Source organism: Paenibacillus sp. 01T443, assembly GCF_056398325.1.
On sequence record NZ_JBFTPE010000010.1, the window covers coordinates 76087 to 102285 of the forward strand.

Below are 26199 nucleotides of genomic sequence, written 5' to 3' on the forward strand. Positions count from 1 at the left end.
TGTATTCCCAGTCCTATAATTAAAATTAATTTTTATCATCTAGCAGCTTATAAACATAAAAAAAAGACTGAGCAAAGGTCGATTTCCGCCTCGCACAGCCTTTAATGGAAGAACAGCATTTTCCTTGCCTTATGCTGATCTCCCTCTGTTTTCTTACTCAGCTTTCYCCTCCGGAGGCAGCAGCACGATTCTGCCTTCTCCCAGCTCTACGCGCAGCTTGTTGGAGTTTTTCACGCCGATGGATTCGAGATAGTTGGCCGGAACCTGTAAGCGGCCTGCTTTATCAAGCACGGCATACTCCACATGGGTGCCCTCTTCCTCATCTGCTTCCTCCAGCTCCGCCAGCTCTTCAAGATACGAGCGTTTACGCAGCATCTCTGAAGAAATTTTGCCATCGCGGATAGCGGCTACGCGATCCACCTTCTTCGCCAGCTCAGGATCATGCGTAACGATGACAACGGTAATGCCAATCGTTCGATTCAGCTCGCGGAACAAGTCGAGAATTTGATTGGCCATACGCGAATCCACCGATCCGGTCGGCTCGTCAGCAAGCAGCAGCTTGGGATGATTCGCCAGCGCAATAGCGATCGCGACCCGCTGCTGCTCTCCCCCCGATAATTCATACAGCTTGTTCGAAGCCCGGTGGCTAAGACCCACCGCATCAAGCAGCTCTTTGGCCCGCCAACGCTTGCGGCTCCCCGTAAGGAGGATCGGCAGCTCCACGTTCTCAAGCGCCGTCAAATAAGGGATTAGATTTCTTGCATTATTTTGCCAGACGAATCCGACGCTTTCCCGCTTATAACGCACGAAATCGCGCTCTTTAAACTTCAGCATATCTCTTCCGTCAACAGTCAGCTTGCCGGCCGTTGGGCGATCCAATCCGCCCAGCATATTTAGAAGCGTCGATTTGCCGCTGCCGCTATTGCCGATAATGGCCATCAGCTCGCCGTTTTCAATATGAAGATCGAGGCCTTGCAGGGCGAATACCTCTAGGTCGGCTGTTTTGTATATTTTGACAAGCCCTTCGCAATGTATCATCCGTCAATCCTCCCCTAGCTTTATCGCTTGATGGATACGCAGGCGCGACAGCATGTACGCCAGTATGCCAAGCCCAATGACCAGCATGAAGCCGACAAGCAAATAGATGCGCATTAAATCCGAAGCGTCGAACATGACCTTGAACGGCGGTACAAGGCTGCTCGGATTAAAGGCAATTTGAAAATTAGGCACGTACAATCGGCTCGCCACGTTTCCGACTGCGATTCCAATGAGAACGGCAACGCCCGAGGTTAGCAGCTGTTCAACCGCAAGCATTCCGATAAGCTGTTTAAGCGATAAGCCAATCGCCCGCAGTATACCGTTTTGCAGCGTTCTGCCCCGCAGCGACAATACCCAGTACAATAAAAACCCGATAAAGCTCACGAGAATGGACAGTACGAAGCCTAAGGTCAAAATTCCGTTCAACGCCATCAGAAACGGATCATTTTTGGCATTCACGAGTGCTTCTCTCGTATTCACGATGTTCGTGATCGGAAGCTTTGATTCCTTGAGTCCTTCATAAAAGTCAGCCGTGCTTACCTCGGGCTTCAGCTTGATCCAGACATCGTATGGCTCGAGGGCAAGCTGTACCTGTATGCGCGGCAAATGTCCTACGATCAGCATAGGCGCGTTACCAGCTGGCGACTCATCGCTCGCATCCACGCTGCCTACGGCTGGGTTTGGATTAAACGTAGGGAAATAATCGATAATGCCGTACACCTTAAACGGCTGCTGCGGCACATCGCTCCAGCCCACCCAGATCGTATCGCCAGGCTTCACCTTGTTTTGCTCGGCAAGCGTCTTTGAGATGAGCACGGCTTGCGAGTCGCCTGCGAGCAAATTCAAATAGTCATTGATCGGATAATCAAGCAAGCTGTCGCGAAACCAAGTCGTTGCTCCAAACTCATCGGTATCAATGCCGATAAGCGTTGCAGCCCCCGAGCTGTCATTCACGCTGAAGGCAGCTTCCTTTTTGAACACTTTTGCCGCATGCTCCACGCCCTTAATCGTCTTAAAAGGCTCAAACGCGGGCTCCAAATAATGTACAGGCGCTTGCGTGACCGGTGTTTCCGGCTGCGGCGCCCCTGGAGCTGGAGGAGGCGGGGCGTCATTAGTCCATTGCGACGTCAAAACGATCTCTGCGCCGTTGCCATACCTGATTCGGTCCTCTGTATTATTGTTGATCGTCCGTGCCGCAGAAGCGCTGAATACGCCTGTCGCAATCGTCATGATGAGAAAGATCATCAGGAATTGATATTGCGTGCTGGAGCGTCCGACTTGGATCAAGGTCGCGTATACGGATGGCGGCCACCACTTCTTACCGATCCAGTACACGAGCCTAAGCACCCATGGATACAAGCGGAGCAAGAGTAAGCCCGCTCCCATAATAAACAACGCGGGAACGACAAACTGCAGCGGATCAATGTTCAAATCATCGGCATTCAATCCTAAGCTTTGCAGATCGGCCAGCCTTTTTTTGAATGTGTATAATCCATAAATAGCCAGGGCCAGCGCAATGACATCAAGAAACATTTTATGCCATAGCGGAGATTTCAAAAGTCTGGCTAATTGCTGCTTATGTCCGACAATGGAGACGCGGGTCGCCATAATAATCGGGATAAGCATAATGACAAAGCAGGCAGCGGATGCGATTGCTCCATAGCGGTAAGCCTCCTCCGTCAGTCTGACAGGCAGACGGACACGCTGCACAAATTCGAGGAATCCATTCGATGCGCCGAGCAATTCGGTCAATGCTACGCCGAGCAATGGGCCTATGCCAAATGCGACGCCGCATAAAATAATTCCTTCCACTGCATAGGAGGTGATGACCTGCCAGCGCGCCGCTCCTCTGCTGCGCAGGACGGCAATTTCGTTCTTTTGCCGGTCGGCGATAAGATTCGATACCATAAACATATAGAAGCCAAGCATAATTAATACGGGAACATTCAGCGACCACATTAACGTTCTCAGCTGCTCCGCCCGCTCCAAATATTTGGAGATAGTGTCGAGCGCTGGCGTTTCCGAAACGGTCTGATAAAGCGTTACGTTGTTTAGCATCACGTTGCGGATTTTGTTGGTCGTCTGAATGAAGTCATCTACGAATCTTAGCTCAAGCTTGGAATAATCCAGCACGAAGAACCAGCCTACCGAAGCTACCGGAAAACGGGCTTCCTGCATGAGATGCTGCTGCGCAATCTTGTCGCTGATAACAAAACTTCCGCTCAGCTCGCTCAGGTCCGTATCTCTGAAATACGGATCATCATCCAGCTTCTTCTGAAAAACACCTACCGGCTTAAACTTTATTTCCCCGGCAATTTTATCGTCATCGACAAAAAATTCTGAATCCAGAACCGTTTTGAATTGTATGAGGCCCCGTTCCGTCACAAGCACTTCATAAACGCCATCGACTGGCTGCTGCTCTGCCGGCATTCTTCCGTCAGTCAGCTTGATATGCTCCTCTAGATCAGAGAATGAGCGCAGCGTCATGGTCTTAACCGACTTCTTCGAACTCGGATCAGGATCATTTTGCGGCCTGATCTTCATTGATTTCGATTGCATATCCACGACAAGCTGCTGCACCGGAATTTGAAAGCTGGCCTCAGCCTGCTCCTGAATGTAGCGGTCCACTTGCGTATAGATCTTATTCATTTTCTCTGGTGTTTCTTTCGTGTAAAACAATTTATTGTATTGGTTTCCGGGATAAACGCCTTTCTGGGTCTGCATCGTCTCTAAGTCCTTGACCAGCATCCGCGACAAAATAGCCTCTGAGTAAATCGGCATGCTGCTGACGAGTGCGACTGACATCACCAGGCCGATAAACAAACTAGCAACCAACCACTTATTTTGCACCATTTTTCGTATAATCATGACAAACAAAGCCACTTCAAAACCTCCCAAGCGTCAACGGCTGTAGATAAGCAATCGGCAAAAGCTCGTTCTATTACTGCAGCACGACGACCGCGCCTTCCTCGAGACCCTTCGTAATTTCCATTTCGGTTGACCCTTTAATTCCCGTTTCCACGTCGATTTCGCGAATTTTATTGCCGTCCTCCAGCGTTCTGACGAATGTTCTGCCAAGGAAGCTGCGCACACCGCTGCGAGGGATCTTCAAAACATCATCGCGCTGCTGCAAAATAATTTTCACATCGGTAAACGCCCCGATCTTCGCATCGCTCGGCACTTTCGGCACTTCGATGAACAGCGTCTTGGAATAACGATCCTGCAGCTGCTCGTTCAAGGTCGTTGGAGCCGATGACGGCGTTTGTACCACTTTTCCCTGAAGCTCTTGTGTGCCAAAGGTAACGAAAGCAGGGAAACCCACATCTACGCTGCTAATTTCTGCACCTGCCTCAACCCTGAGCGCGACACGGAGCTTCGAAGGATCGGAAATAATGACAAGCGTCTGATACGCCTCGACAAAATCGCCCTCCTCCAGTTCCTCAACAAACGTAACTTGTCCGTCCATACCGGCAACAAGCTGCTTGCTATTGAAGGTGGCCATTAGCCTCTCCAGTTTTAACTCCTCGATCTCCATTTGCAGCTTAGCGATATTGATCGCATCGCTGTCTGCGCCTGCTTTGGCTTGCTTAAACGACAGCTTCGCCCTTGCAACCGCGAGCTGCTGCTCCTTTAATTGAATATCTAATCCGTCAACGTTAAGCTGAACAAGGACATCGCCCTTCTTCACCTGCGCGCCGGCGGTCACCATCATCTTCGCGATGCGGCCGCCTTGGCCCGTAAACTGGGCAATCTCGGACTTCGTCGATTCAAGGCTGCCGCTTCCTTTAATTTCTTGCGTAATCGTCCCTTTCTCAACCGTGACCGTGCGATAATTTTCTTGCGCAGGTTTAACGAGAGGCGGCTTTAATGCCTCCTCCTCAGCAGGAAGCAAGGAACACCCCGTAAGTGAAGCGCTAAGAAGCAGCGCGAATGACCAGCCTAGCAGCGGCTTAAGCTTTTGCGACAATTTGTCCATCCTCCAATTCATAAACATGGTCAACAATTTCCATAATGGCAGGATCATGCGTCGTCATGATAATCGTCATGCCTGCCGTCTCTACCAAATCGCGAAATACCTTCATAATTTGCAGGCCCGTGCGGCTGTCCAGCTCGGCAGTAGGCTCATCGGCCAGCAAAAGCTTCGGCTTATGGGCAATAGCCCTTGCGATTGCCGTTCTCTGCTGCTCCCCGCCCGAGAGCTCGAAAGGACGATGATGCATGCGTCCCGTCAAGCCGACCTGCTCCAAGGCTTCAACGGCTGCTTCCTTCCGGCCGTTCGCCGCCATACCGGAAACTCTTAATATGAATTCCACGTTTTCATAGGCAGACATAAGAGGAATGAGAGCGAAGGATTGAAAAATAAGTCCCATTTCATTGCGTCTAACCTTATCCCTCTCTTGATTCGACATCGCTGTCAAATCGCGGCCTGCAAACGTGATTTGACCTTCTGTGGGACGGTCCAAGGCGCTTAGTAAATTAATAAGCGTCGTTTTCCCGGAGCCTGATCTTCCTTTAAACGCGATCAGCTTGCCGGCGGGTATGGATAAATCCACCCCTTTTAATACGGTGACTGCTCCCATTCCACGTCCGAACGTTCTTTTTAAAGCGCTTGCATGAATGATATCATGCGTCGTTGGCAGCATTTTAAGGTAATCCTCCGTTTCCAATAAAACGTTTACATTTATATCTTTTTCCATTTTAACCTCACCCATCTTGATGTACAAGCAAAAAAATAAGCCTATCAGACTAGCGCAGCTAGACTAATAGACTTTACCGGCATTATACATCCAACTTTAAAAAGAATATGACCGCCGTGACCGTAATAATGCTCAAAATCGTGGAAACAAATACCGATTGCGAAGCAAATTCCGCTTCATTATCAAACTCTACCGCCAGCAAAACGCTGCTTAGCGATGTCGGCACGGCAGAGGAAACGATAAGCGCAGCAGCGGTCAGCTTATCGAGACCCATTAGCCACACAATTAACCATGCAAGCAATGGGCCCGCAACGAGTCGCAGCATACCCGATAAGCTGACGTCGATGAGAAGGGATCGATTGATTTTCCATTCCATATTGCCAAGCTGAACGCCTAATGTAATTAGCGCCGTGCCAATAAAGGCAGAAGATAAATATTCGATCGGCGTAGCCAGCGGCTGCGGGATCGCCACCTCGAAGCCCCGCAATAAGAAAGCCAGCGGAATGACGTAAATGATCGGCATGGACAATATGGTCCGCCAAATGGCGCGCATGTCGGCTTTATGCGCGTTGACATTATAAATGCCATACGTGTTCGGCACCAGTGATTGCACCATCATAATTAATACCTGGATGGCGAGCGTCTTTTCATTTCCCGCAAAAGCCAGCTGATTAAGCGGTATGCCGTAATTCGCGCTGTTATAGAACAGAACGCTGTTGCGCATCGCGCTTTTCATGCTGGGCTGATAGCCTCTAATTCGAATGACAGCCTCAACGATGAAATATTGTGCAAGCATGAAAATCAGGAAGAAAAACAAGATTTTTCCGATAACCTGCGCGGAAATATCGGTTTTATAAAGCAAATCGAACATGATTGCCGGCGAAAACAAATAAAAGTTCAGCTTGGATAAGGTTTTGATATCCAGCTTGAACGCTCTTTGAATAATGATGCCGAGACCGATCATAAAGGCCATCGGAAGTACGTTGGTCATGAGGATATGAAGGAAAATACTCATTGCTGCATCTGCTTCTTTCTATTCTAGAGTTTGAGAAAGCGGCCAGTGCGGCCCTATGTTCGCTTCACTCATTTTAATAGGATACGGATCGATTAGGCAAGCTTTCTAGTAGGCGCGGACTTTCTGATGCTGTTGCCCCGTATCAGATTCCTGATTTCCCCACTCTATTAATTAACTGGAATTTCTCAGGCTAAGTTAGCTTTATTCAACCGATATTTTGAAATAACTGGAATTTTTCATGTTAATCCATCGGTTTCGCATCAGATTCTCCTAATTGCACAGAATTAGATGGAACTTTTCCATCTAAATTCCTTTAAAAGCAGAAATCTATCATTTTAAAGGGAGAAATTCCATCTATCAAATCTAACAACTAACGACTAACTACTAACGATTAGCGACTGATGGCTGCAGATTTAAACAAAAAAAACGAACAGCCTTCCGGCGTATGAAGCCGTTAGCTGTCCGTGATTCTCGTCTTTGAATACGCTTAGAGCTGCTGCTCCTGCTGATACAGCACCGTCGATAAATAACGCTCGCCGTTGCTCGGAATGACCGCGACAACCCGTTTGCCCGTGCCCAGCTTCTGCGCCAATTGAATGGCTGCGAACACGGCCGCCCCTGAAGAGATGCCGCCTAAGATGCCTTCCTCTTTCGCTACTCTTCTCGCCGTTTCGAAGGCATCCTCATTGGTTACCTGTATGATTTCATCATACACCTTTGTATCCAAAATCGATGGAACGAAGCCCGCTCCAATACCTTGGATCTTGTGCAGCCCTGGCGATCCTCCCGATAAAACGGGGGAGGAGGCCGGTTCAACAGCCGCAATCTGAATGGATGGGAACCGCTCGCGCAATATTTCGCCCGCGCCCGTGATCGTGCCGCCGGTACCTACCCCCGCTACAAAGCCGTCCAGCTTGCCGTCAAGCGACTCGATCGCCCTTACGATTTCGGGACCGGTCGTTTCACGATGAATTTTCACGTTGGCCGGGTTATCGAATTGCAGCGCCGGAAAATATTCAGGATGCTTCGCTTGAAGCTCCTGCGCCGTTCGAATCGCTCCCTTCATCCCTTCTGATCCCGGGGTAAGCACCAGCTCAGCCCCGTAAGCCCGCAGCAGATTGCGGCGCTCCAAGCTCATCGTCTCAGGCATAACCAGAATCGCTTTATAGCCTCTGGCCGCTGCGACCAAAGCGATGCCAATGCCCGTATTGCCGCTTGTTGCTTCAATAATCGTATCCCCTGGCTTCAGCTTTCCTTCACGTTCAGCTTCTTCAATAATGCTAATCGCGATTCGGTCCTTAACGCTGCTGCCGGGATTAAAAAACTCCAGCTTCAAATAAATTTCCGCGCTGCCTTCCGGCACCACTTTGTTTAATCGAACGAGCGGCGTACTCCCTATTAAATCGGTAATATTGCTTACGACGAGACTCATGACATCTACCTCCTGCTATAGTAATGGCCCTGCGGCACGTGCCGATACTTTGTGGAGCAATGCAGCTTACTGCCGGCTACACCGCAACATTGCCTTGCGAATGCTCATAAAGCTCTTTGTAGTGACCGTCATGCTCAAGCAGCTCTTGATGATTGCCCTGCTCCACGATTTCACCATGGCTCATGACAATGATACGGTCGGCCTGCATGATGGTAGATAATCGATGCGCGATGACAATTGTCGTCCGATCCTGGGACACGACTTGCAGAGCATTCTGAATCAGCTGCTCCGTATGGGAATCCAAATTCGCGCTCGCCTCATCCAATATAAGTACCTTTGGCTTAAAAACGATAATTCTAGCGAAGGAGATCAGCTGGCGCTCGCCTGCCGACAAGCCGCTGCCGCGCTCCGACAGCTTCGTCTCGTAGCCGTCCTTCAGCTTCTTGATGATCGTATCCGCCCCAACAAATTCGCAGGCGCGAATAACCTCCTCGCGGGAGATCGACTCATCGAACATCCTTATATTTTCGATAATGCTGCCCGAATAAAGGTACGGCTCCTGTTGCACGAGCCCGACCAGACGGTGCAGCGTGGCTTGCGGAATGTCTCGTACATCCGTCTCATCGATAAGTATGCTGCCTTCCTTCACATCATAAAAGCGGCATAACAAGCTGATCAGCGAGCTTTTGCCTGCGCCGGTCGTCCCCACCACGCCAATGAGCTCGCCGGAATTAATGTGCAGGTCCAGATCGCGGATAATCGGTATCCCTTCCTCGTAGGAAAAGGAGATCCGGTTAAAATCGATCCGGCCTTTTACCTGCTCCAGGCAGAGGTTCGACATAGAAGCCTGATGTTCATCAGCGTCTTCGCCCAGCTCTTCCTTCCGCAGATCCACATGGTCCAGCTCGCGATCCGTCACATCCGGCTTATTCTCAAACACGCTCCAAATTCGGGTAACGGCCACCGTAGCCGACTGGAGCGTATTCCACTGCTGCGTGATCGTATTAATTGGCTGAAAAAACTGGCGAATATACGTAATGAATGCATACAGCACCCCAAATTCAAGCTGCTGCCCGAGCACGGCATTGCCGCCGATCCACGTTACGAACGCAATCGATAAATTGCTCAAAATATCAAAGGTCCGGCCAAACACGACATTCGTACGGATTTCCCGAAGATTCGCCTTGAAATACAAGCCGTTTCGCTCATTGAACTGCTTCTCCTGCTCCTTTTGCTGGTGGAACACCTGCACCAAATTCATGCCTGACAAATTCTCCGCTACAAAAGCCACCAAACGGGACAATCTCGTTCTTGCAAGCTGATAGGTCGTACGCATGAAGGAACGGAAGGCGATGGCGATTGCCCATATGATCGGAAGCAGGATTAAGCAATACAGCGCCAGCTTCGTGTCCAGCTGAAACATCATCACGATAATGAAGACAAGGGTCAACCCGTCACGGAACAGGCTCAGCAGCACTTGATTAAAAAATTGGTTCAGCGCCTCGGTATCGCTCGAGACATGCGTAATGAGACTGCCGCTCGACATGCGGTCGAAATAGCGCATCGACTGCTTCAAAATATGTCCGAACAACTGCTTGCGAATACGCGACACGATGCTTTGGCCGATATTTTGGAGCAAATTGTTTTGAAAATAGGTAAAAAGCAAACTCGACAAAGATAAACCAAAATAAATAAAACAAATCGTAAGGAGGCCTTTGAAATCGTTTTTGCCGGATAATAAATTATCATCAATCGCAATTTTCATCAAAAAAGGCTGCAGCAAATCCGATAAAATGGCTATCAATGTACAGCAAAATACGCCGATGAATGCCCACAAATGCGGTTTTGCATAGCCGAACAGCGTGCGGAAGGCAGATACATATTCCGGCTTCTGTTCCGGCTGATTAGGATCACCCTTCTGATCCGCCTGCCAATTATGAATGGCTTGTGCCGGTCGCATGTTGACTTCCCTCCTCCTGTATAGCATGAAGCGTAGCATAGAGTCCTTGCTGCATGAGCAGCTCCGCATGTGTTCCCCGCTGCACGATCATACCGTCATCCAGTACGATAATTTCATCCGCATGTTTAATTGCACTGATGCGGTGCGCAATAATGATCGTCGTTTTGCCGTTTCGATCGGTTTGGAGCGCTTCAATAATGTCCTTCTCCGTCACCGCATCAACCGCACTGACGCTATCGTCCAAAATCATAATAGGAGCATTTTTGACGATTCCCCGCGCAAGGCTCGTTCGCTGGCGCTGGCCGCCCGATAAAGTTAAGCCTCGCTCGCCAAGCCTGGTTTCGAACTGATTCGGCAGCTCAATGATATTATCGTAGATTTGGGCATGCTTCGCAGCAGCCTCAACGGCTTCAAGGTCAAGCTCTCTGTTAGAGAATGCGATATTTTCTTTAATCGTCGTACTGAATAAGAAGCCATCCTGAGGTACATAGGCAATTTGATTGCGCAAGCTCGCAAGCGTCATCTCCCTCACATCCGTCTGCCCGTAAACAATGGTGCCAGGAGGCGGATCAAAGGTGCGGAGCAGCAGCTTCATCAAGGTTGTCTTACCGCTGCCTGTTCGGCCGATGATGCCTAGGGTCGTACCGGCTTTCACGTTCATGCTTATATTTCGCAGGACGGGATTCGAACCTGGATCGTAAGCGAACGTCAAATTCCGAACAGTGATCCCTGCATCCTCCAAATTTACAGCCTTAGCATGATCCAGCTCGACAATATCCGATTGCTGCGCGAGCAAGCCGTTCAACCTCTCCAGAGAAGCGCGCGAGCGTTGAATGGAATTGATTACGTTACCAATTTGCTGAAGCGGATTCATCAGCATTCGGATATAGAGCGTTAAGGCAACAAAATTACCGAGTGTGATCTGCTTCGTAATCGTCAAATAGCCGCCAAAAGCAAGCCCGATAATTAAAGCGATTGCCCCCAGAAATGGAATCAACGCCTGAAAGAATGATGAAACCCGCACCAGACGCAATTGCTTATGCCTGATTTGCTCTACGGTTTTGCCAAAACGCTCATTCATAATGTCTTCGACCGCAAATTTCTTGGTCACCCTTATCCCGCCGAATTGCTCTTCCGCGGTTTCCGTCATCGTGCCCAGCGCTTCCTGCACCTCAAGTGACCTCTTTCTAATAATAGGACCGAGATAAACAACGATGACCGGGATCAGCAGCAGCGGGAAGACAGAAGCCAATATTAAATAATAGGGTATATGGCTCAGCAGCATCATGGTTATCGCCGCGATCAGCAGCATCGTCGCGTTTGCGGTCGAATTGACGCCCATAGAGATGGACTCGCGAACCGCGGTGACATCATTCATAAAGTAGCTGAGCAGCTTGCCGACGCCATTCTTCGAATAGAACTTTTCGCTCATGTCGGTAAAATGCTTAAACAATCCCCTTCGTACAAGAAACTCGAATTTTCTTCCCACATACATAACCAAATACATCGCTAAGCCGTTAAACAGTACATGGCCGACACCTATCAGCAGCAGCAGCAAGCTGTAGTCCACAATCAGCTTGCTCGTTAATCCGCCCAATTGCAGCTTATCCGTGAACTGACCCAGCACCTTTGGAAAAAAAACATTGATCAAGTTAGAAATCAAATGGAAAAAAATTGAGATCAGGTAGATATACCACGTTTTCCGAAAAAAATCTGCCAATATTCTTTTTGATTTCAAAAAACGATCACTTCCTAAAATGGAGTATTTTTGTTACGCTTCATCGGTTTGCGGGAATTGCAATTCATACAGCTGGTTGTAACGGCCTTGGAGGTTCAGCAGCTCGTCATGCGTTCCATGTTCAACGATCTGCCCCTGCTCCAGCACGTAAATCCGATTTGCCTTCTGAATGGTAGATAAACGATGCGCAATAACGAGACAGGTCCGGCCTTGGAGCAATTGCGCCAGCGCATCCTGGATGTGCTGCTCCGATTCTGTATCCAGCGAAGCGGTAGCTTCATCCAGTATGATGATCCGGGGATTTTTCAGAATAGCTCTAGCAATAGAAAGCCGCTGCTTTTGCCCTCCTGACAGCTTTACTCCCCGTTCGCCAATTTGCGTCTCATAGCCCTGCGGGAAGGAATCGATAAAGCCGGCAGCATTCGCCGCTTCAGCCGCCGCGATAACCTCGGCATCCGTCGAATGATGATTGCCGTAACGAATATTTTCCGCAATCGAACCGTTAAACAAGACGATATCCTGCGACACAATACCGATCTGCTCTCTAAGTGAGGCTATCGTGACATCCTTTAATGAATAACCGTCAATCGTTATTTCTCCAGACTGCGGATCATAAAATCTAGCGATGAGATGCGCAATCGTTGTTTTGCCCGAACCCGATGATCCGACAAGTGCGGTCACCTTGCCAGCCTCCAGCTCCAATTGAAAGTCTTTGAGAACGGTTGAATCGCTCGAATAAGCAAAATCGATATGATTAAAAACGATATGCCCGCTCACAACAGGAAGACTGCTTGCATTTTCCCGCTCAACGATCTCGGCTTTCGTGTTCATAACTTCCATAATGCGCTCGTAAGCGGCAGCCGATTGCTGAATCGTGTTCATGATGCGGCTAAAATGCCGAACCGGATTTTGCAATAAACGCAAATAAGCAATAAACGCAACAATGGTGCCCACTGTCATCTGATCCTTCATAGCCAGCCATGCGCCGAAGACCAGTACGATAGCGAGACCAAGAAAATTAAGAAAATCGATAATAGGTTCATAAGCGGCCCGCAAGCGGGTCACCTGAATATTCGCATCCATGTTCCGCTGGGTTCGTTCGGAGAACCGCTCCGACTCGTATTCCTCAGCGGTAAACGCTTTGATTAGCCTTATGCCCGTCAGCGTATTTTGCAAATGGTCGCTGACGTCAGCCACGGACTCCTGCACCGTTCGGAACGACGATCGCATTCTCTTGCCAAAGACTTTCGTCGTCAAAATCATAAATGGGAAGGTCGCAAGCAGCAGCAGCGTAAGCTTCCAGTCTATCCAAAGCATATAAACCGCAATGGCTGTAAAGGTAAAGAAATCGGTAAATAATTGCATCATGCTGGAGGAAATCATCTGCTGAAGGATGCTTACGTCGTTCGTGACGCGTGACATCAAATCGCCGGTACGATTGCGGTCAAAGAAGGAAACATCCAAGCTTTGCATATGGCGGTAAAGCTCATTACGAAGATTGTAAAGCACTTTTTGCCCGACGGAGGCCATGAGCGAGGTACTGATATACCGCAGGGCGCCTAACGCGACAGCCGAGCCTAATACTCCTCCGCCAATCAGAACAAGCTTGCTGAACAGCTGGTGCGGGATAATATGGTCGATCGTATAACGAGTCAATTGAGGCACGATGAATTCCAGCAGCGAAATAGCGATAACACAGGCTATTGCAGCAATCAATAGAGGCAGCTGCGTCTGGGCATGCTTATAGATCCGTATGAACATGCTGTATATGCTTGCCGGTTTTGCCTTCTCGCCCGTTCCAAATTTTCTCATGCCGCCGCCCTGCCTGAACGTGGGAGCAGAGTTAAGGTTGTTGCTCATAGGCATCCCCCTCGCCATTGCTTTCTGCTTCAACAGCGATTTGGCGAAGCGCGAGACGCAGTTGATCGAGCACGATGCGGAGCTGCACTGCTTTGCCGGCATCGCTCACGGCCGTCCGCTCAGCTGCCTTCAGTAAATGAAGCAGTTCCTTGCCCGCAGGCGTTAACCGCCGATTGGGCTTGTTCCGATCACATGGCACTCCCTCTTCATCCGGGCTGCTAAACTCCCGGCGGTCCGAAGCATCAACGGCGCTTTCCTTCTCTTCAAGCAAATAAATCCTGCCTTCTTCCGTGATCTCAAATATCTTCTTGCCGTCCTGCTTCGAGGATTCCACGAATCCCTGATCCCTCAGCATTTGCAGGGTTGGATATATCGAGCCTGCACTTGGCTTATAAGTGCCTCCCGATTGCTCTTCGAGCGCCTTCATCATTTGATAGCCATGCATACTCTCCTTCCCCAGCAGCTCCAGCAGCGCATATTTTACTCCGCCGCGGCTGAAATAGCGCCTGCCTGAACCATTGTTGTCTCTTTCATTTGCATGATGCAAAAATAATCTTTCCTCTGGCTGCCATCCTTCTTTCATTCCGTAATCTCCTCCGTTAACGATATATCGTATTAATTAGAATAATATACGATATATCGTTAATTGGCAATCATTAGTTGCGCAACCAAAGGTAACCTTGCATACCGAATTTGCATCCCTTTTTCTCAGCGGATTTTTTTCCATGAAAAAATCCAGTAAAAACGTACTTTACTGGATTCGGTCTCATTCCATGCAATCGGTTTTAGAATTTACCTTTGGAAGCTGCCGGATCATTGTCAATAATGGAGGAGATACGCTCTAATGTATTTCCGTCAAGCACGATACCTGAAGCCTTCGCGTTTTCTTCTACCTGTTCGGGACGGCTCGCTCCTACCAATGCACTGGATACATTCGGCTGACGCAAAATCCAAGCAAGAGATAGCTGACCGACCGTAATATCAAGTTCAGCCGCGATACCCTTCAGCTGCTCTACCTTTACAAGCTTCTCCTCTGTAATTTTATTTTTAAAGTTTTCATGCTTCGCCGCGCGAGACTCGTCAGGCACTTGATTGTCTGCTGTATATTTACCAGTTAACAGTCCTTGCGCAAGCGGTGAGAAAACAACCTGGCCGAAGCCTTTTTTGAGCCCGAGGGGAATAATCTCCTTCTCAATGTAACGCTCAAATAAGTTGTAGATCGGTTGGTTAACCACAATGCGGTCGAGCAAATATTTGTCCGCAATCGCAAAGGCTTCCGTAATTTGCGCCGCCGTCCATTCGCTGACGCCGACATAATGGACCTTGCCTTGGCGGACCAAGTCCTCGAATGCGCGAAGCGTTTCTTCCAGCGGCGTCTCCGTATCAAAGCGGTGGCTGTAGAAAACATCCACATACTCGAGACCAAGGCGCTTTAAGCTTGCGTTTGCCGATTCGATCACATGCTTTCGGGATAAGCCGCGATCATTCGGCCCGTCGCCGATTTTTCCGTATACCTTCGTTGCAAGCACATACGATTCGCGGGGATAAGCCCGGAGCGTTTCCCCCACAACCTTCTCTGCCTCGCCCTTCGCGTATACGTTGGCGGTGTCAAAGAAATTAATGCCGAGGTCGTAAGCCGTTTGAATCGACTTTACCGCGTTCTCGCGCTCTACGTAGCCACCATACGTAAGCCAGCTTCCGAGACTGATTTCACTTACCTTCAACCCGCTTGCGCCCAATTGGCGATATTGTACAAACATGTTATGATTCCTCCCAATAATTAGTTAGCCGCTATGAGCCTGCTTCTTCTCGTTCTCCTTGCGCAGCGCCCAAATCGCTTTGTTCGCATTTTCCGGCCGGGCGAGCCCGAGATTTTCACGCAGCGTCCTGCCTTCATACTCCGTCCGAAACAGGCCGCGGTTTTGCAGCTCTGGAACGACCTTATCAACGAACGTTTCCAACCCTTTGAAATAAATGTGCGGTAAAATATTAAAGCCGTCGGCTCCGTTCTCGCGAATCCACTTCTCGATAAAATCGGCGGTCTGCAGCACCGAGCCTGTAAAGGAAACATGGCCGTGTCCCGCTGCGCTTCGGGCAATAAACTGACGAATCGTCATCTGGTCCCGTCTGGCGGCGTCCACGACGACCTCTTGACGGCTTGTAATGCCGGTCGTGATCGTTCCGTAAGGCTTTGCTTTATCCACCGGCACGAGATCATCCAGCGAGTATTCCGACAAGTCCACCGTAAAATAGTTCGACAGCCTGCGCAGCGCCTGCTTCGTATTGAGCAAGCTGTTGAATTCCTCCTCAATGTCTCTTGCTTCTGCTTCTGTATCTCCGACGATCGGGCTTAGTCCCGGCATAATCAGCAGCTGCTCCGGCTTGCGTCCGTATTTCTTCAGCCTCAATTTTACGTCCGTATAAAACTCCTGAGCAGCGCCCAGCGTCTGCTGCGCCGTGAAGATAACCTCCGCCGACTTCGCGGCAAGCTCCCTACCGGCATCCGACGAGCCTGCCTGCACAAGTACCGGATAGCCTTGCGGCGGTCTAGGGATGTTCAGCGGCCCTTTGACTGAATGGTATTTGCCTTGAAAATCGATTTCGTACACCTTGCTGGAATCGATCGTCACCTCATTCGCCCTGTCGTAAACAAGAGCGTCCTCTTCCCAGCTGTCCCACAGCTGCTTGGTAATTTCGACGAACTCGTCGCCGATCTCGTAGCGCTTCGATACCTCGGGATGCTCCGTCCTGTTGAAGTTGCCGGCATCCGCCTGCGAATGGCCCGTCACGATGTTCCAGGCCGCCCTTCCTTTACTGATATGATCCAGCGAAGCAAACTTTCTGGCCACATGATACGGGTCATTGTAGGTCGTGCTTACGGTAGCGATAAGCCCGACATGCTTCGTCAGCGCGGCAAGGCCGGACAGCAGCGTGAATGGCTCCAGTCTTCTGCCGAGGCCCGAATAGTTGTCCGCGGTAAACAAGGAATCGAACAGCCCTCTTTCCGCGATCTTTGCAATGTTCGCGTAATAGTCGAGGTCCAAATCCTCCTTCGGACTCGAATCCGGATGCTTCCAGGCGGCGGAATGATGTCCGGCTCCCCGTAAGAACACATTAAAATGAGCTTTTTTGTCTGATTGCAAGCCGCTCATGTTCATCACCTCATCAAGTTTGTTGTGAAGCGGCAGCGAGCCTTCGCTCCTGCCATTTTCTTCGGAACACCGGGAGCAGCGCTTTGCCGGAGGCCGACGCTTCCTCCAGGTTCGGATATCCGGACAATATAAAGGAAGTGACGCCGATGTTTGTATATTCGAGCAGCCGGTCCGCCACCTGCTCCGGCGTTCCGACAAAAGCCATCGCGCCTCCGCCCCTTACCTGGGCCAGCCCCGCCCAGAAGTTGGGACCGATCACATAATCATTGGCTTCCGCCAGCTTGCGCAGCTCGTTCTGCCTCTGCTGGCCCGCAGACAGATTGTAAAACAGCTGCCCTTTGAGGCCCTGCTTCAAAGCCGGATCGATGCGGCTGACGATTGTTCTGGCCGCGGCCCAAGCTTCCTCCTCGGTATCGCGGATAACCACCTGGGCCCGCAAGCCGTACCTTATCGTCCGGTCGATTCCTTGCGTCTGCAGCAGCTCCTTGCGGTGCTGCTCGACCTCATCGATCTGCTCCTTGATCCAATCAAGCGGCTCCGCCCACATGAGGTAGACGTCGGCAATTTCCGCCGCGGTCCGCTTGGCAGCCGGCGAGCTGCCTCCGAAATAGAATGGCGGATGCGGTCTTTGAACAGTCGGCGGATAGCTGATGCCGCCTTCCAGCTGAAAGTATTTCCCTTGATGGTCATAACGCTCGATATGCCCCAAAGCATCATGCGCCGCAACCAGCCCGTCTCTCGGCACCGCTCCCGAATTGATCCATAATTGCTTTACGATCTTGATATATTCAAGCGTTCGCTCATAGCGGGCTTCCTTGTCAAACGCCAGCGGATCGCCCATCGCCTTCATATCCGCCGCTGAGCTGCCGGTTACAATGTTGATCAGTGCCCTGCCGCCGGTCACCTCATCCAGCGTTGCTCCCATCCTTGCCGCAAGCGCCGGTGCAATGAGTCCTGGCCTCATCGCCACGAGCGGCTTGAATGTCTTCGTATGGGCTGCAAGCGTCGCGCCGACCAGCCAGGCATCCGAGCAATTCCCGCCCGTTGGGATAAGCGCAAACGTATAACCMGCTTCCTCCACTGCCTGAGCGACTTTGATATTGTAGGCGATGTCGACCGTACGCTCGGATTTCACGCCTACATACGGCCCGTCCCCCCTTGTCGGCATGTACCAGCCGAATTCCGGTTCGATCTCATAAATGCGACTCATGCTGAACACCCCGTTTTCCGATTTTATAAAAGCTTTCGTTCCCGTTCTCCCCTACTTTAGTTCAAACCCCCGTTTCAACAGGAATTCGTGCATATGTCCGCGGAGCCTCTCCTTGTTAAACCGTTTGAGCATTTCCTTGGACCATTTCGTTTCCTGCTCGCCTCCTTTGCCTCCGCCTTTGCGGGTCGCATAATAATGGCGGGTGATCTCGTCATAAGCCTTGATTTCCTCCTCCAGTCCTTCCTGCCGGTACACCTCTTTGTGATAGACAGCCGCCAGCGGCAATCTCGGCCGAATGTCCGGCTCCTGATCGGGAACGCCCACACATAAGCCGAACACTGGATAGACGAGCTGCGGAAGCTCGAGCAGATTGGTTACCGCCTGCGGATTGTTGCGGATGCCGCCGATATACACCGTTCCGTACCCGAGCGATTCAGCCGCAATCGTTGCATTCTGGGCAGCCAGCGCGGCGTCGATTGTGCCTAGCAGGAACAGCTCCACATTTTGCTGCAGCTCAATATCCTCATGCAGTCGCACCGCCGTTCTAATTTTGTTCAGATCCGCTAACCATACGAGGAACACGGAACTCTCCGCAATTTGCTGCTGGTTGCCGGCAAGCTCCGCGAATTTCCGTTTGCGCTCCGAATCTCTCACCGCGACCACGCTGTAGGCCTGTATGTTGGAGGAGGTAGGGGCAGCCTGCGCAGCCAGCAAAATATCCGTCAAATGCTCCTCGGGTACCGCCGCGTCTTTATATTTCCGCACGGAGCGGTGCTTTCTCAATAGTTCAATCGTTTCGCTCATCGTTATCCCCCTGTCCCTTGGCATAAAAAAAACCGGAGACACATGATGCAGGTGTCTCCGGTTGACCGGTAGCCGTATAATTCCGATTATTCCAAGGAATTTAATATGAAAAATGTCATACAAAACTTATCACGGAAAAGAAGAGTTGTCAACACGCAAATTAGACAGATTTTCGTTGCAATTCATAGTTTACCGAGTATAATTCTCGGTATATTTATTTTACCCGTTTGACTGGAGGTAATGACATGGTTGATCTCATCATAATCGGTGCCGGTCCTTACGGCATTTCACTTGCCGCGCATGCCAAAGCTTGCGGGCTTTCCTATGTTCTTCTGGGGAGGCCGATGCATTTTTGGAAGGAGCAAATGCCGCAAACTATGTTTATCCGGACGAATCCGCGCTACATCAGCTTCTCCGACCGCGATGACGCGCTGACGATCGAACGGTTTAGCCAAGAGACGAAGGTTCCGCTCGAATCCCCCTTTCCCCGGCCGGCCTTCGTAGACTACGCCTTCTGGTTCGCCCACCATGCCCGTGTCTCTTTTACTCCCGAGCTGGTCGTTTCGTTGGACCGCCTGTATGACGGCTTCTCGATCATTACAGAGACGGGCAAGCGATTAAACGGTAGAAACGTAGTCGTCGCCACTGGACTTCAGCATTTCAGCTACATTCCGGATGAATTAAACGGACTTCCTGCGGCGCTGCTGTCGCATACCTTCGGACAGACCGAGTTCGGCCGTTTCAAAGGACAGAAGGTCGCCGTCATCGGCAGCGGCCAAAGCGCGTGGGAAGCCGCCGCTTTGCTTCAGCTTGCCGGAAGCGAAGCGGAGCTGCTGTACAGGAGGGAAGTGGTTCAATACGCAAGCGAAGACAACACAGCTTCAGGGATGAAGCTGATTGAATCGGCCGAGCAGTTCTACAGGCTTCCGCTTGAGCAAAAGCAGGAACGCTGGCATACGCCCCGCCAAGGAAGCGTCGCTTCATTCCTTAAGCCTTATGTCGAAGGAAAAGTGAAGACAACCGGCGGAGCTGCCATCAAAAGAGCAGGTATGACGCAGGACGGCAAAGCGATTCTCGAACTATCAGGCGGTGAGCATCGAATCGCAGACCATGTCATCGCGGCAACGGGCTATCGCATCGACTTGAACCGGGTGCCCTTTCTGCCCGATTATTTGCTTGAAGCGATTCAGAGGGAGAGCTGCTTTGAACGGTTCCCCTTATTAAACGGGGATTTTGAAAGCAGTGTTCCCGGTCTTTTTTTTGCCGGACCGCTCGCCAGCCATACCCACGGTCCCGCCTTCGGCTTTGTCGCCGGTCTCCGGCAAGCCTGCCGGTCCATTATTCCATACATACAACAAAGCAAAGGGCGAGGTCATTAACCTCTCCCTTTGCTTTTTGTTTGCTTATTAAGGCGTGCCAAGCGTCGTCCGAAGCGTCTCAACGTCCTTGTTGATCGTATCGGTCGCCTTGCGGATTACTGAATTGACGTCCAGCCCGTTGACGGCCAGATCCTCCGCTGCCTCCGTCATCCGCGCAGAAATTTCTAGCTCGAACGGATGAATATAGTGTTCCTGCAGCGGCTCGCCGATAAATACGTTTTGCACCGACTTGCCCTGCAGCACCGGAATGTCAAGGCCGTATTCCTTCTCCAGCTCAGGATTGATAATCGCCGGAACGCGTCCGTTTCTAGCTAAAATACGCTGCCCTTCATCGGACAGGATTTCTGCGATAACCTGGAACGCCTCGTCCTTGTGCTTGCTTTGGCTGTTCACGGACAACGAGTGAATTTGCGCTTCTCTCGACTTGCCCAGCTGGTCTTCAAAGTTAGGCGCAGGCGCGATATCCCAGTTAAATTCCACGCCCTGCTGGCGCAGCTCCTCAAGCGGTCCGACCATGTTGGCAAGCCAGGTTACGCGCATTGCAATCGTCTGATCCTTCATGAACTGATCGCGGCCCCAGTTCCACGTTCCGTCAGGCGTCACGTAGCCCGGAATTTCAAAGATCCGTTTGTTGAGCTCGAACACGCGCAGCCACTCCGGTGAATCCAGCGCCGCATTGCCAGTATCGCGATCAACATAAGAAAGACCGAGTCCCTTAGCAAGGCCTGTCAGGTTATCGACGGACAACCCTACATAGTGGACGCCGTTTTCCGTTCGGGTCAACTTTGCCGCAATGTCGAGCACTTCATCCCATGTCAATTGCTTTTCGGTCGGATACTCGACACCGAATTTATCAAAAATATCCTTATTGTAGTAGAGGACGTGCTGATTGGCATTGAACGGTATCGCATAAATCTGGTCGCCCTTGCCCTTCGTCATATCCTTGATATAGTCATACAAAATAGGCTTGATCCGGCTTTCATCGAAATTGTGGCGCTTGATCAGCTCCCGCAAGTCTTCATACGCTCCGGTACGGATTATTTTCTGATGCGACGAGGATGAGGAATAAATAATGTCCGGGACATGCGTCGAGAGCACCTCTTCATTGGTCGTCGTAGCTGCCGGCGTAATCCGCTCAATCGTTACGTTCGGGAATTTTTTCTTAATTGGATCGGCAATCAGTGTCTGGAATTCAACATCCGGAAACGTGCCGCTTGTATTGAAAAAAGTCAGCGTAATCGGTTCGTCGCCAAGCTTCTTGAAATCAGCAGGCTCAGCGGATGGAGCTTCGGTATTATTCGGATCGGCTGCGCTGCCTGCCGTGCCTCCGTTCCCGTTCCCCCCGTTATTGCCTCCGCTTGCGCATGCCGTTATCAGTGCCAGCAGCAATAATATTGTAATGCCTAATGTGAGCTTCTTCATGATCGTAATCTCTCCCCTGAATAGTTGTGCATGTATGTGGATTTACAATACAGCCTTCTGTTTGTGCCGCGCATTGAGCGGCCGTTCGAGTCCAAGACGGTCCCTGAGCGTCGTTCCTTCATATTCGGTGCGGAACAATCCCCTGTTCTGCAGCTCGGGAATAACCTTCTCGACGAATGTATCCAGCCCGCCAGGATAAATTTGCGGCATGACGTTGAATCCGTCCGCAGCGCCATTTAAAAACCATGTCTCAATGACATCAGCAAGCTGAAGCGGCGTGCCCGTAAACGTAAAATGCCCCCTTGCCCCGGCAAGCCGGTTCACCAGCTGCCTCAGCGTCAGATTCTCTTCGCGGATAAGGTCGAGAATAAGCTGATGACGGCTCTTGTGGCCATTGACCTCATCCGTTTCGCGCAAGCCCTCGAGCGACAATGGCTCGTCAAGCGGATGCTGCGACAAATCGATGCCGAGACGTTCGGACAACCGCCTTACAGCCCCATCCTTATTCACGAATTCAAACAGCCTGTTCTCGATTTCTTGCGCCTCCTCCACCGTATCGGCAAGAATGGGACTGATGCCAGGCAATATTTTGAGCTGATCGGCGGTTCTGCCGTATTTCGGAAGTCTGGACTTCACATCCTTATAGAACACCTGGGCGCTCGCTATGCTCTGGTGGGCCGTAAATATCACCTCCGCCGACCTGGCTGCAAATTCCCTGCCGCTCTCCGACGATCCGGCCTGCACCAGAACAGGATAACCTTGCGGCGGCCGTGCGATGTTCAAAGGTCCCTTGACGCGATAATACTTCCCTTTGTAATCAATCGTGTGAACCTTGTCCGAAGCGATACGGATGCCGGAAGCTTTGTCATTCAACACCGCGTCATCCTCCCAGCTGTCCCACAGCTGCTTGACGACGTCTGTAAACTCCTCCGCCTCCTCATACCGGAGAGCATGCTCCGGATGCTCCTGCAGGCCGAAGTTATGAGAGGCGTTGCCCGCTCCGGTCACAATGTTCCAGCCCGCTCTTCCTTTGCTGATATGGTCCAGCGAAGCGAATTTGCGCGCGACGTGAAACGGCTCATTGTAGGTGGTGCCGACTGTCGCAATTAATCCGATATGCTTCGTGCTGCTCGCCAGCGCGGACAGCTCCGTGAACGGCTCCAGCTTATTAGAGCGGCCGGAATAGCCGTCAGCCAGAAACACGGAATCCATCAGACCGCGCTCCGCCGTCTGCACGATTTGCAGCACATGGTTAAAATCCAGGTTGCGCTCAGGCTCTGCTTCCGGAAGCCGCCATGACGCCTCATGGTGGCCGGTTCCGTACAAGAATGCGTTCAAGTGAAGCTGACGTTGTTTGTTACTCATCGATTTCCCTCCCGTTTGGCTGGTTAATGATTCGAAAGCCTGTTTTCACCATTCTGTGCGGTTGCAACAAGCGTAAACGGCTGTCGCCGTCCACATTGGCAAAAGCTATCGTTTCGCGGAGATATATAAGCACATTTATAAGAGAAAACTTATAAATTCTTATATATAAAAAAAAGCCCGAGATGCCCATAGGCAATCTCCGGCTTTCCGGTCGATAATAACAAAGTAATTATATAGGATTAAACAGAATTAACTTGAAATGAATATACCTCTTCGTTACAGTGTTGTCAAGCGGCTTTTTTCATCCTTAAATGTTTGCATGAGATCCAAATAACGTCATCTGACTCCGTCGAGCTTGGGAGCTGATATCACCGCCCCCTCTCCTAATGCCCAAACGGCATAGACCCTCTAAGCGACTGCTTTACCGCTCAGAGGGTTATGTCTGACTATATGTTACGTATTACTCTATCTTGCGTAATGTCTCGATTTCCTTTTTAATGGCTTCATCAGCCTGGCGGAGTGCTGTATTGACGTCTGTGCCGTTTAAGGCCACCTTTTCCGCAGCTTCCGTTACAAACTTCGTCACTTGATCCTCGTAACGGTGGATTTTATGATTTTTTTGTTGCTCCCCAATAAACACATTCTCAATATGTTTGCCTGCAAGAACTGGCACATCCGCTCCGAACTCCTTCTCCAGCTCAGAATTAATGACAGCAGGGACACGAGCGTTCCTCGCCAAAATCCGCTGCACCTCATCCGAAAGAATATGGGTAATGGCCAAGAAAGCTTCTTCCTTATGCTTGCTCGTATTGGAAATAACGAAGGAATGCACCTGCGCTTCTCTTGCCTTGCCCAGATGGTCGGAGAAATTCGGAGTTGGAGCAATATTCCAGTTCATTTCCTCCCCCTGCTGCCGCAGCTCTTCAAGCGGACCGACCATATTGGCCAGATTCGCTACCCGAAGCGCCAAATTTTTATCCTTGATAAAAGCATCGCGTCCGTAAACATGTTCGTTATTCGGGCCGATATAACCCGGCACTTCGTAAGATTGCTGCTGGAATTCAAAGATCTTTTTCCATTCTGGAAGCTTAGTCAAAAGCGGCTCGCCCGTTTCGGAATCCAGAATCGGCAATGCCAAATCTCGCATTAACGCTGTAAGCCCTCCCGTATCGTAACCGATATAGCGGATGGCATCATCGGTTTGCGTCAGCTTTTTCCCAATCTCCTGAACCTCTTCCAGCGACAGCTGTTCGCCATTCGGCGGATACTCTACTCCGAATTTATTAAATATATCCTTATTGTAATAAAGGATTGCCTGATTCGAGTTGAACGGCAGCGATACGATTTCGCCATTCTCGCCAAATTCTTTGATGTGGTCATAAAGAACAGGTTTCAATCGGCTTTCGTCAAAGTTGAATTTTTTGATCCACGGCCGAAGATCCTCTACGACATTTAATCGAATAAGCTGCTGCGGATTAATAATCAACGTTAAATCAGGCGCAGGCTTTGTCGTAAACACCTCTTGCACAGTAACCCCTTCCAGCGCTTCAATTCTCTCAATCGTAATATGTGGATATTTTTTGTTCACCGGTCCGGCAATTAACGTTTGGAACTCCGTTTTCGTCAAAGTAGGGCCTGTAACGTACAAGTACAGCTTTACCTGTTCCGGCAATGCCGCCGTATCAGGTTCGCTATTATTTTTGCCGCCCGTTTGCGCGCAGGAAACGAGGAGCGTGACCGCGACGATCGTAATGAAGAACCGTATCTTCCATCGGCCATTTTTTTTCATCTTAGTGCCCCGATTTTACAGACTGATGGCGAGTATTGGCCGGACGGGCCAGGCCGAGATTCTCGCGCAGCGTTTTTCCTTCGTAGGCAGTGCGGAACAGTCCCCGGTTCTGCAGCTCCGGTACCACCTTGTCCACGAACGCCTCCAAGCCGCTCGGATAAAGCTGCGGCATAATATTGAAGCCGTCGGCTCCGCCGTTTTTGAACCAGCGCTCAATGACGTCCGCCAGTTGAATCGGAGTCCCAGTAAAGGTAATGTGTCCACGTGCTCCGGCCAACCGGCGCGTCAGCTCCCGGATGGTCAAATTCTCGCGTACGGCAAGGTCGACGACGAGCTGATAGCGGCCCTTGCGCCCGTTAATGGCATCGATGCCCGGCAAATCGTCGATCGGCAGCGGACCGTCCAGCGGATAAGTGGACAAGTCGATGCCAACGCGCCCGGACAGCCGTTTGACAGCAGATTCCAGATTGATAAAGCCGTTCAATTCCTGTTCAATTTCCCTCGCTTCCGCTTCAGTGTCCGCAATGATCGGGCTTAAGCCGGGAAGAATGTGCAGCTGATCCGGTGTGCGACCGTATTTCGCCAGCCTCGACTTGACGTCGCTGTAGAAAGCTTGCGCCTCTTCCAGCGTTTGCTGCGCCGTGAACACAACCTCGGCCGTCTTGGCGGCCAGCTCCTTGCCCGTCTCCGAAGAGCCTGCCTGCACAAGCACCGGATAGCCTTGCGGGGGGCGGGGAATGTTCAAAGGCCCTTTGACCGAATAATACTCCCCTTTGAAGTTAATTTCATGAACCTTACTTTCATCCACTTGGATGCCGCCGGCCTTGTCATATTTGATAGCTTCATCCTCCCAGCTGTCCCACAGCTGCTTGGTCAGCTCGACAAATTCCTCCGCGTACTCGTAGCGGAGCGCATGCTCCGGATGCGCATCGAGACCGAAGTTGAAGGCAGTCGATTCCGTGCCCGTCGTCACGATATTCCAGCCCGCACGACCCTCGCTGATGTGATCGAGCGAAGCGAACTTCCGCGCGACATGAAACGGCTCGTAATAGGTCGTTCCGACGGTAGCGATGAGGCCGATATGCTCCGTTACGGTTGCCAGCGCGGCCAGTTGGGTGAACGGCTCCAGCTTGCCGGACGAACGGCCCGAATAGCCGTCGGCAACGAACAGCGAATCCAGCAACCCCCGCTCCGCAATTTGGGCGATCCTCTGATAATGCCGTATATTCAGCCCAAGCTCCGGCGTGCTGTCCGGATAACGCCAGGCGGCCTCATGATGCCCCGTTCCCGATATAAAAGCGTTCAAATGCAGCTTACGTTCTTGATTGCCCATTTTCT

Annotated in this window: 19 protein-coding genes; 1 reads left to right on the forward strand and 18 read right to left on the reverse strand. The window is 50.9% G+C overall.

The features are described from left to right. Nucleotides 1–153: 153 nt before the first annotated feature. From AC1DLI_RS19875 to nfsA, 14 genes are all read right to left on the reverse strand, one after another. Complete coding sequence (locus tag AC1DLI_RS19875; protein WP_477605651.1) at nucleotides 154–1038, reverse strand: ABC transporter ATP-binding protein; 885 nt, start codon at nucleotides 1036–1038, stop codon at nucleotides 154–156. Between the two features lie 3 nt (nucleotides 1039–1041). Beyond that, nucleotides 1042–3921 (reverse strand): ABC transporter permease, encoded by a 2880-nt coding sequence (locus tag AC1DLI_RS19880; protein WP_477605653.1) that lies wholly within the window; start codon nucleotides 3919–3921, stop codon nucleotides 1042–1044. Between the two features lie 58 nt (nucleotides 3922–3979). Continuing rightward, nucleotides 3980–5005 carry an efflux RND transporter periplasmic adaptor subunit gene (locus AC1DLI_RS19885; protein ID WP_477605655.1) on the reverse strand — a complete coding sequence of 342 codons (1026 nt, stop codon included), beginning with the start codon at nucleotides 5003–5005 and terminating at the stop codon, nucleotides 3980–3982. Next, the gene (locus AC1DLI_RS19890; protein WP_477606108.1) at nucleotides 4989–5681 is read right to left on the reverse strand and encodes an ABC transporter ATP-binding protein; all 693 of its coding nucleotides are present in this window, start codon (nucleotides 5679–5681) and stop codon (nucleotides 4989–4991) included. Before AC1DLI_RS19890 ends, AC1DLI_RS19885 begins: the two co-directional genes overlap by 17 nt. A 136-nt stretch (nucleotides 5682–5817) precedes the next feature. Continuing rightward, nucleotides 5818–6750 (reverse strand): AEC family transporter, encoded by a 933-nt coding sequence (locus AC1DLI_RS19895; protein WP_477605657.1) that lies wholly within the window; start codon nucleotides 6748–6750, stop codon nucleotides 5818–5820. 487 nt (nucleotides 6751–7237) lie between these two features. Next, nucleotides 7238–8182, reverse strand: coding sequence for a cysteine synthase A (gene cysK, locus AC1DLI_RS19900; protein ID WP_477605659.1), 945 nt, complete (start codon nucleotides 8180–8182; stop codon nucleotides 7238–7240). Between the two features lie 76 nt (nucleotides 8183–8258). Continuing rightward, nucleotides 8259–10142 carry an ABC transporter ATP-binding protein gene (locus AC1DLI_RS19905; protein WP_477605661.1) on the reverse strand — a complete coding sequence of 628 codons (1884 nt, stop codon included), beginning with the start codon at nucleotides 10140–10142 and terminating at the stop codon, nucleotides 8259–8261. Then, on the reverse strand, nucleotides 10117–11880 hold the full coding sequence (locus AC1DLI_RS19910; RefSeq protein ID WP_477605663.1) for an ABC transporter ATP-binding protein: 1764 nt from the start codon (nucleotides 11878–11880) through the stop codon (nucleotides 10117–10119). Before AC1DLI_RS19910 ends, AC1DLI_RS19905 begins: the two co-directional genes overlap by 26 nt. A gap of 33 nt (nucleotides 11881–11913) precedes the next feature. Beyond that, nucleotides 11914–13740, reverse strand: a complete 1827-nt coding sequence (locus tag AC1DLI_RS19915) for an ABC transporter ATP-binding protein (protein WP_477605665.1) — start codon at nucleotides 13738–13740, stop codon at nucleotides 11914–11916. Next, nucleotides 13724–14323, reverse strand: a complete 600-nt coding sequence (locus AC1DLI_RS19920; protein WP_477605668.1) for a PadR family transcriptional regulator — start codon at nucleotides 14321–14323, stop codon at nucleotides 13724–13726. Before AC1DLI_RS19920 ends, AC1DLI_RS19915 begins: the two co-directional genes overlap by 17 nt. A gap of 202 nt (nucleotides 14324–14525) precedes the next feature. After that, entirely contained in the window at nucleotides 14526–15500 is a 975-nt protein-coding gene (locus AC1DLI_RS19925; RefSeq protein ID WP_477605670.1) for an aldo/keto reductase family protein, read from the reverse strand. A gap of 24 nt (nucleotides 15501–15524) precedes the next feature. Further along, the gene (locus tag AC1DLI_RS19930) at nucleotides 15525–16892 is read right to left on the reverse strand and encodes an LLM class flavin-dependent oxidoreductase (protein ID WP_477605672.1); all 1368 of its coding nucleotides are present in this window, start codon (nucleotides 16890–16892) and stop codon (nucleotides 15525–15527) included. Nucleotides 16893–16905: 13 nt separating this feature from the next. Further along, complete coding sequence (locus AC1DLI_RS19935; RefSeq protein WP_477605674.1) at nucleotides 16906–18102, reverse strand: LLM class flavin-dependent oxidoreductase; 1197 nt, start codon at nucleotides 18100–18102, stop codon at nucleotides 16906–16908. A 51-nt stretch (nucleotides 18103–18153) separates the two neighbouring features. Further along, nucleotides 18154–18906, reverse strand: a complete 753-nt coding sequence (nfsA, locus tag AC1DLI_RS19940; protein WP_477605676.1) for an oxygen-insensitive NADPH nitroreductase — start codon at nucleotides 18904–18906, stop codon at nucleotides 18154–18156. Nucleotides 18907–19151: 245 nt separating this feature from the next. On the opposite strand from nfsA, the gene AC1DLI_RS19945 reads away from it, so the two are divergent. Beyond that, on the forward strand, nucleotides 19152–20285 hold the full coding sequence (locus tag AC1DLI_RS19945; protein ID WP_477605678.1) for an NAD(P)-binding domain-containing protein: 1134 nt from the start codon (nucleotides 19152–19154) through the stop codon (nucleotides 20283–20285). Between the two features lie 27 nt (nucleotides 20286–20312). Here the strand turns inward: AC1DLI_RS19945 and AC1DLI_RS19950 are convergent, their stop codons facing one another. From AC1DLI_RS19950 to AC1DLI_RS19965, 4 genes are all read right to left on the reverse strand, one after another. Then, complete coding sequence (locus AC1DLI_RS19950) at nucleotides 20313–21707, reverse strand: ABC transporter substrate-binding protein (protein WP_477605680.1); 1395 nt, start codon at nucleotides 21705–21707, stop codon at nucleotides 20313–20315. A 42-nt stretch (nucleotides 21708–21749) separates the two neighbouring features. Beyond that, nucleotides 21750–23072 carry an LLM class flavin-dependent oxidoreductase gene (locus AC1DLI_RS19955; RefSeq protein WP_477605682.1) on the reverse strand — a complete coding sequence of 441 codons (1323 nt, stop codon included), beginning with the start codon at nucleotides 23070–23072 and terminating at the stop codon, nucleotides 21750–21752. 460 nt (nucleotides 23073–23532) lie between these two features. Then, the gene (locus AC1DLI_RS19960; protein WP_477605684.1) at nucleotides 23533–24861 is read right to left on the reverse strand and encodes an ABC transporter substrate-binding protein; all 1329 of its coding nucleotides are present in this window, start codon (nucleotides 24859–24861) and stop codon (nucleotides 23533–23535) included. 1 nt (nucleotide 24862) lies between these two features. Continuing rightward, nucleotides 24863–26194, reverse strand: coding sequence for an LLM class flavin-dependent oxidoreductase (locus AC1DLI_RS19965; RefSeq protein WP_477605686.1), 1332 nt, complete (start codon nucleotides 26192–26194; stop codon nucleotides 24863–24865). Nucleotides 26195–26199: the final 5 nt, after the last annotated feature.

Bases quoted from the DNA above. Each gene is read 5' to 3' on its own strand.
- AC1DLI_RS19925 (WP_477605670.1), bottom strand. From the start codon at position 15,500: ATGTTTGTACAATATCGCCAATTGGGCGCAAGCGGGTTGAAGGTAAGT.
- AC1DLI_RS19905 (WP_477605661.1), bottom strand. From the start codon at position 10,142: ATGCGACCGGCACAAGCCATTCATAATTGGCAGGCGGATCAGAAGGGT.
- nfsA (WP_477605676.1), bottom strand. From the start codon at position 18,906: ATGAGCGAAACGATTGAACTATTGAGAAAGCACCGCTCCGTGCGGAAA.
- AC1DLI_RS19895 (WP_477605657.1), bottom strand. From the start codon at position 6,750: ATGAGTATTTTCCTTCATATCCTCATGACCAACGTACTTCCGATGGCC.
- AC1DLI_RS19915 (WP_477605665.1), bottom strand. From the start codon at position 13,740: ATGAGCAACAACCTTAACTCTGCTCCCACGTTCAGGCAGGGCGGCGGC.
- AC1DLI_RS19955 (WP_477605682.1), bottom strand. From the start codon at position 23,072: ATGAGTAACAAACAACGTCAGCTTCACTTGAACGCATTCTTGTACGGA.
- AC1DLI_RS19945 (WP_477605678.1), top strand. From the start codon at position 19,152: ATGGTTGATCTCATCATAATCGGTGCCGGTCCTTACGGCATTTCACTT.
- AC1DLI_RS19965 (WP_477605686.1), bottom strand. From the start codon at position 26,194: ATGGGCAATCAAGAACGTAAGCTGCATTTGAACGCTTTTATATCGGGA.
- AC1DLI_RS19920 (WP_477605668.1), bottom strand. From the start codon at position 14,323: ATGAAAGAAGGATGGCAGCCAGAGGAAAGATTATTTTTGCATCATGCA.
- AC1DLI_RS19950 (WP_477605680.1), bottom strand. From the start codon at position 21,707: ATGAAGAAGCTCACATTAGGCATTACAATATTATTGCTGCTGGCACTG.
- cysK (WP_477605659.1), bottom strand. From the start codon at position 8,182: ATGAGTCTCGTCGTAAGCAATATTACCGATTTAATAGGGAGTACGCCG.
- AC1DLI_RS19930 (WP_477605672.1), bottom strand. From the start codon at position 16,892: ATGAGCGGCTTGCAATCAGACAAAAAAGCTCATTTTAATGTGTTCTTA.
- AC1DLI_RS19890 (WP_477606108.1), bottom strand. From the start codon at position 5,681: ATGCTGCCAACGACGCATGATATCATTCATGCAAGCGCTTTAAAAAGA.
- AC1DLI_RS19960 (WP_477605684.1), bottom strand. From the start codon at position 24,861: ATGAAAAAAAATGGCCGATGGAAGATACGGTTCTTCATTACGATCGTC.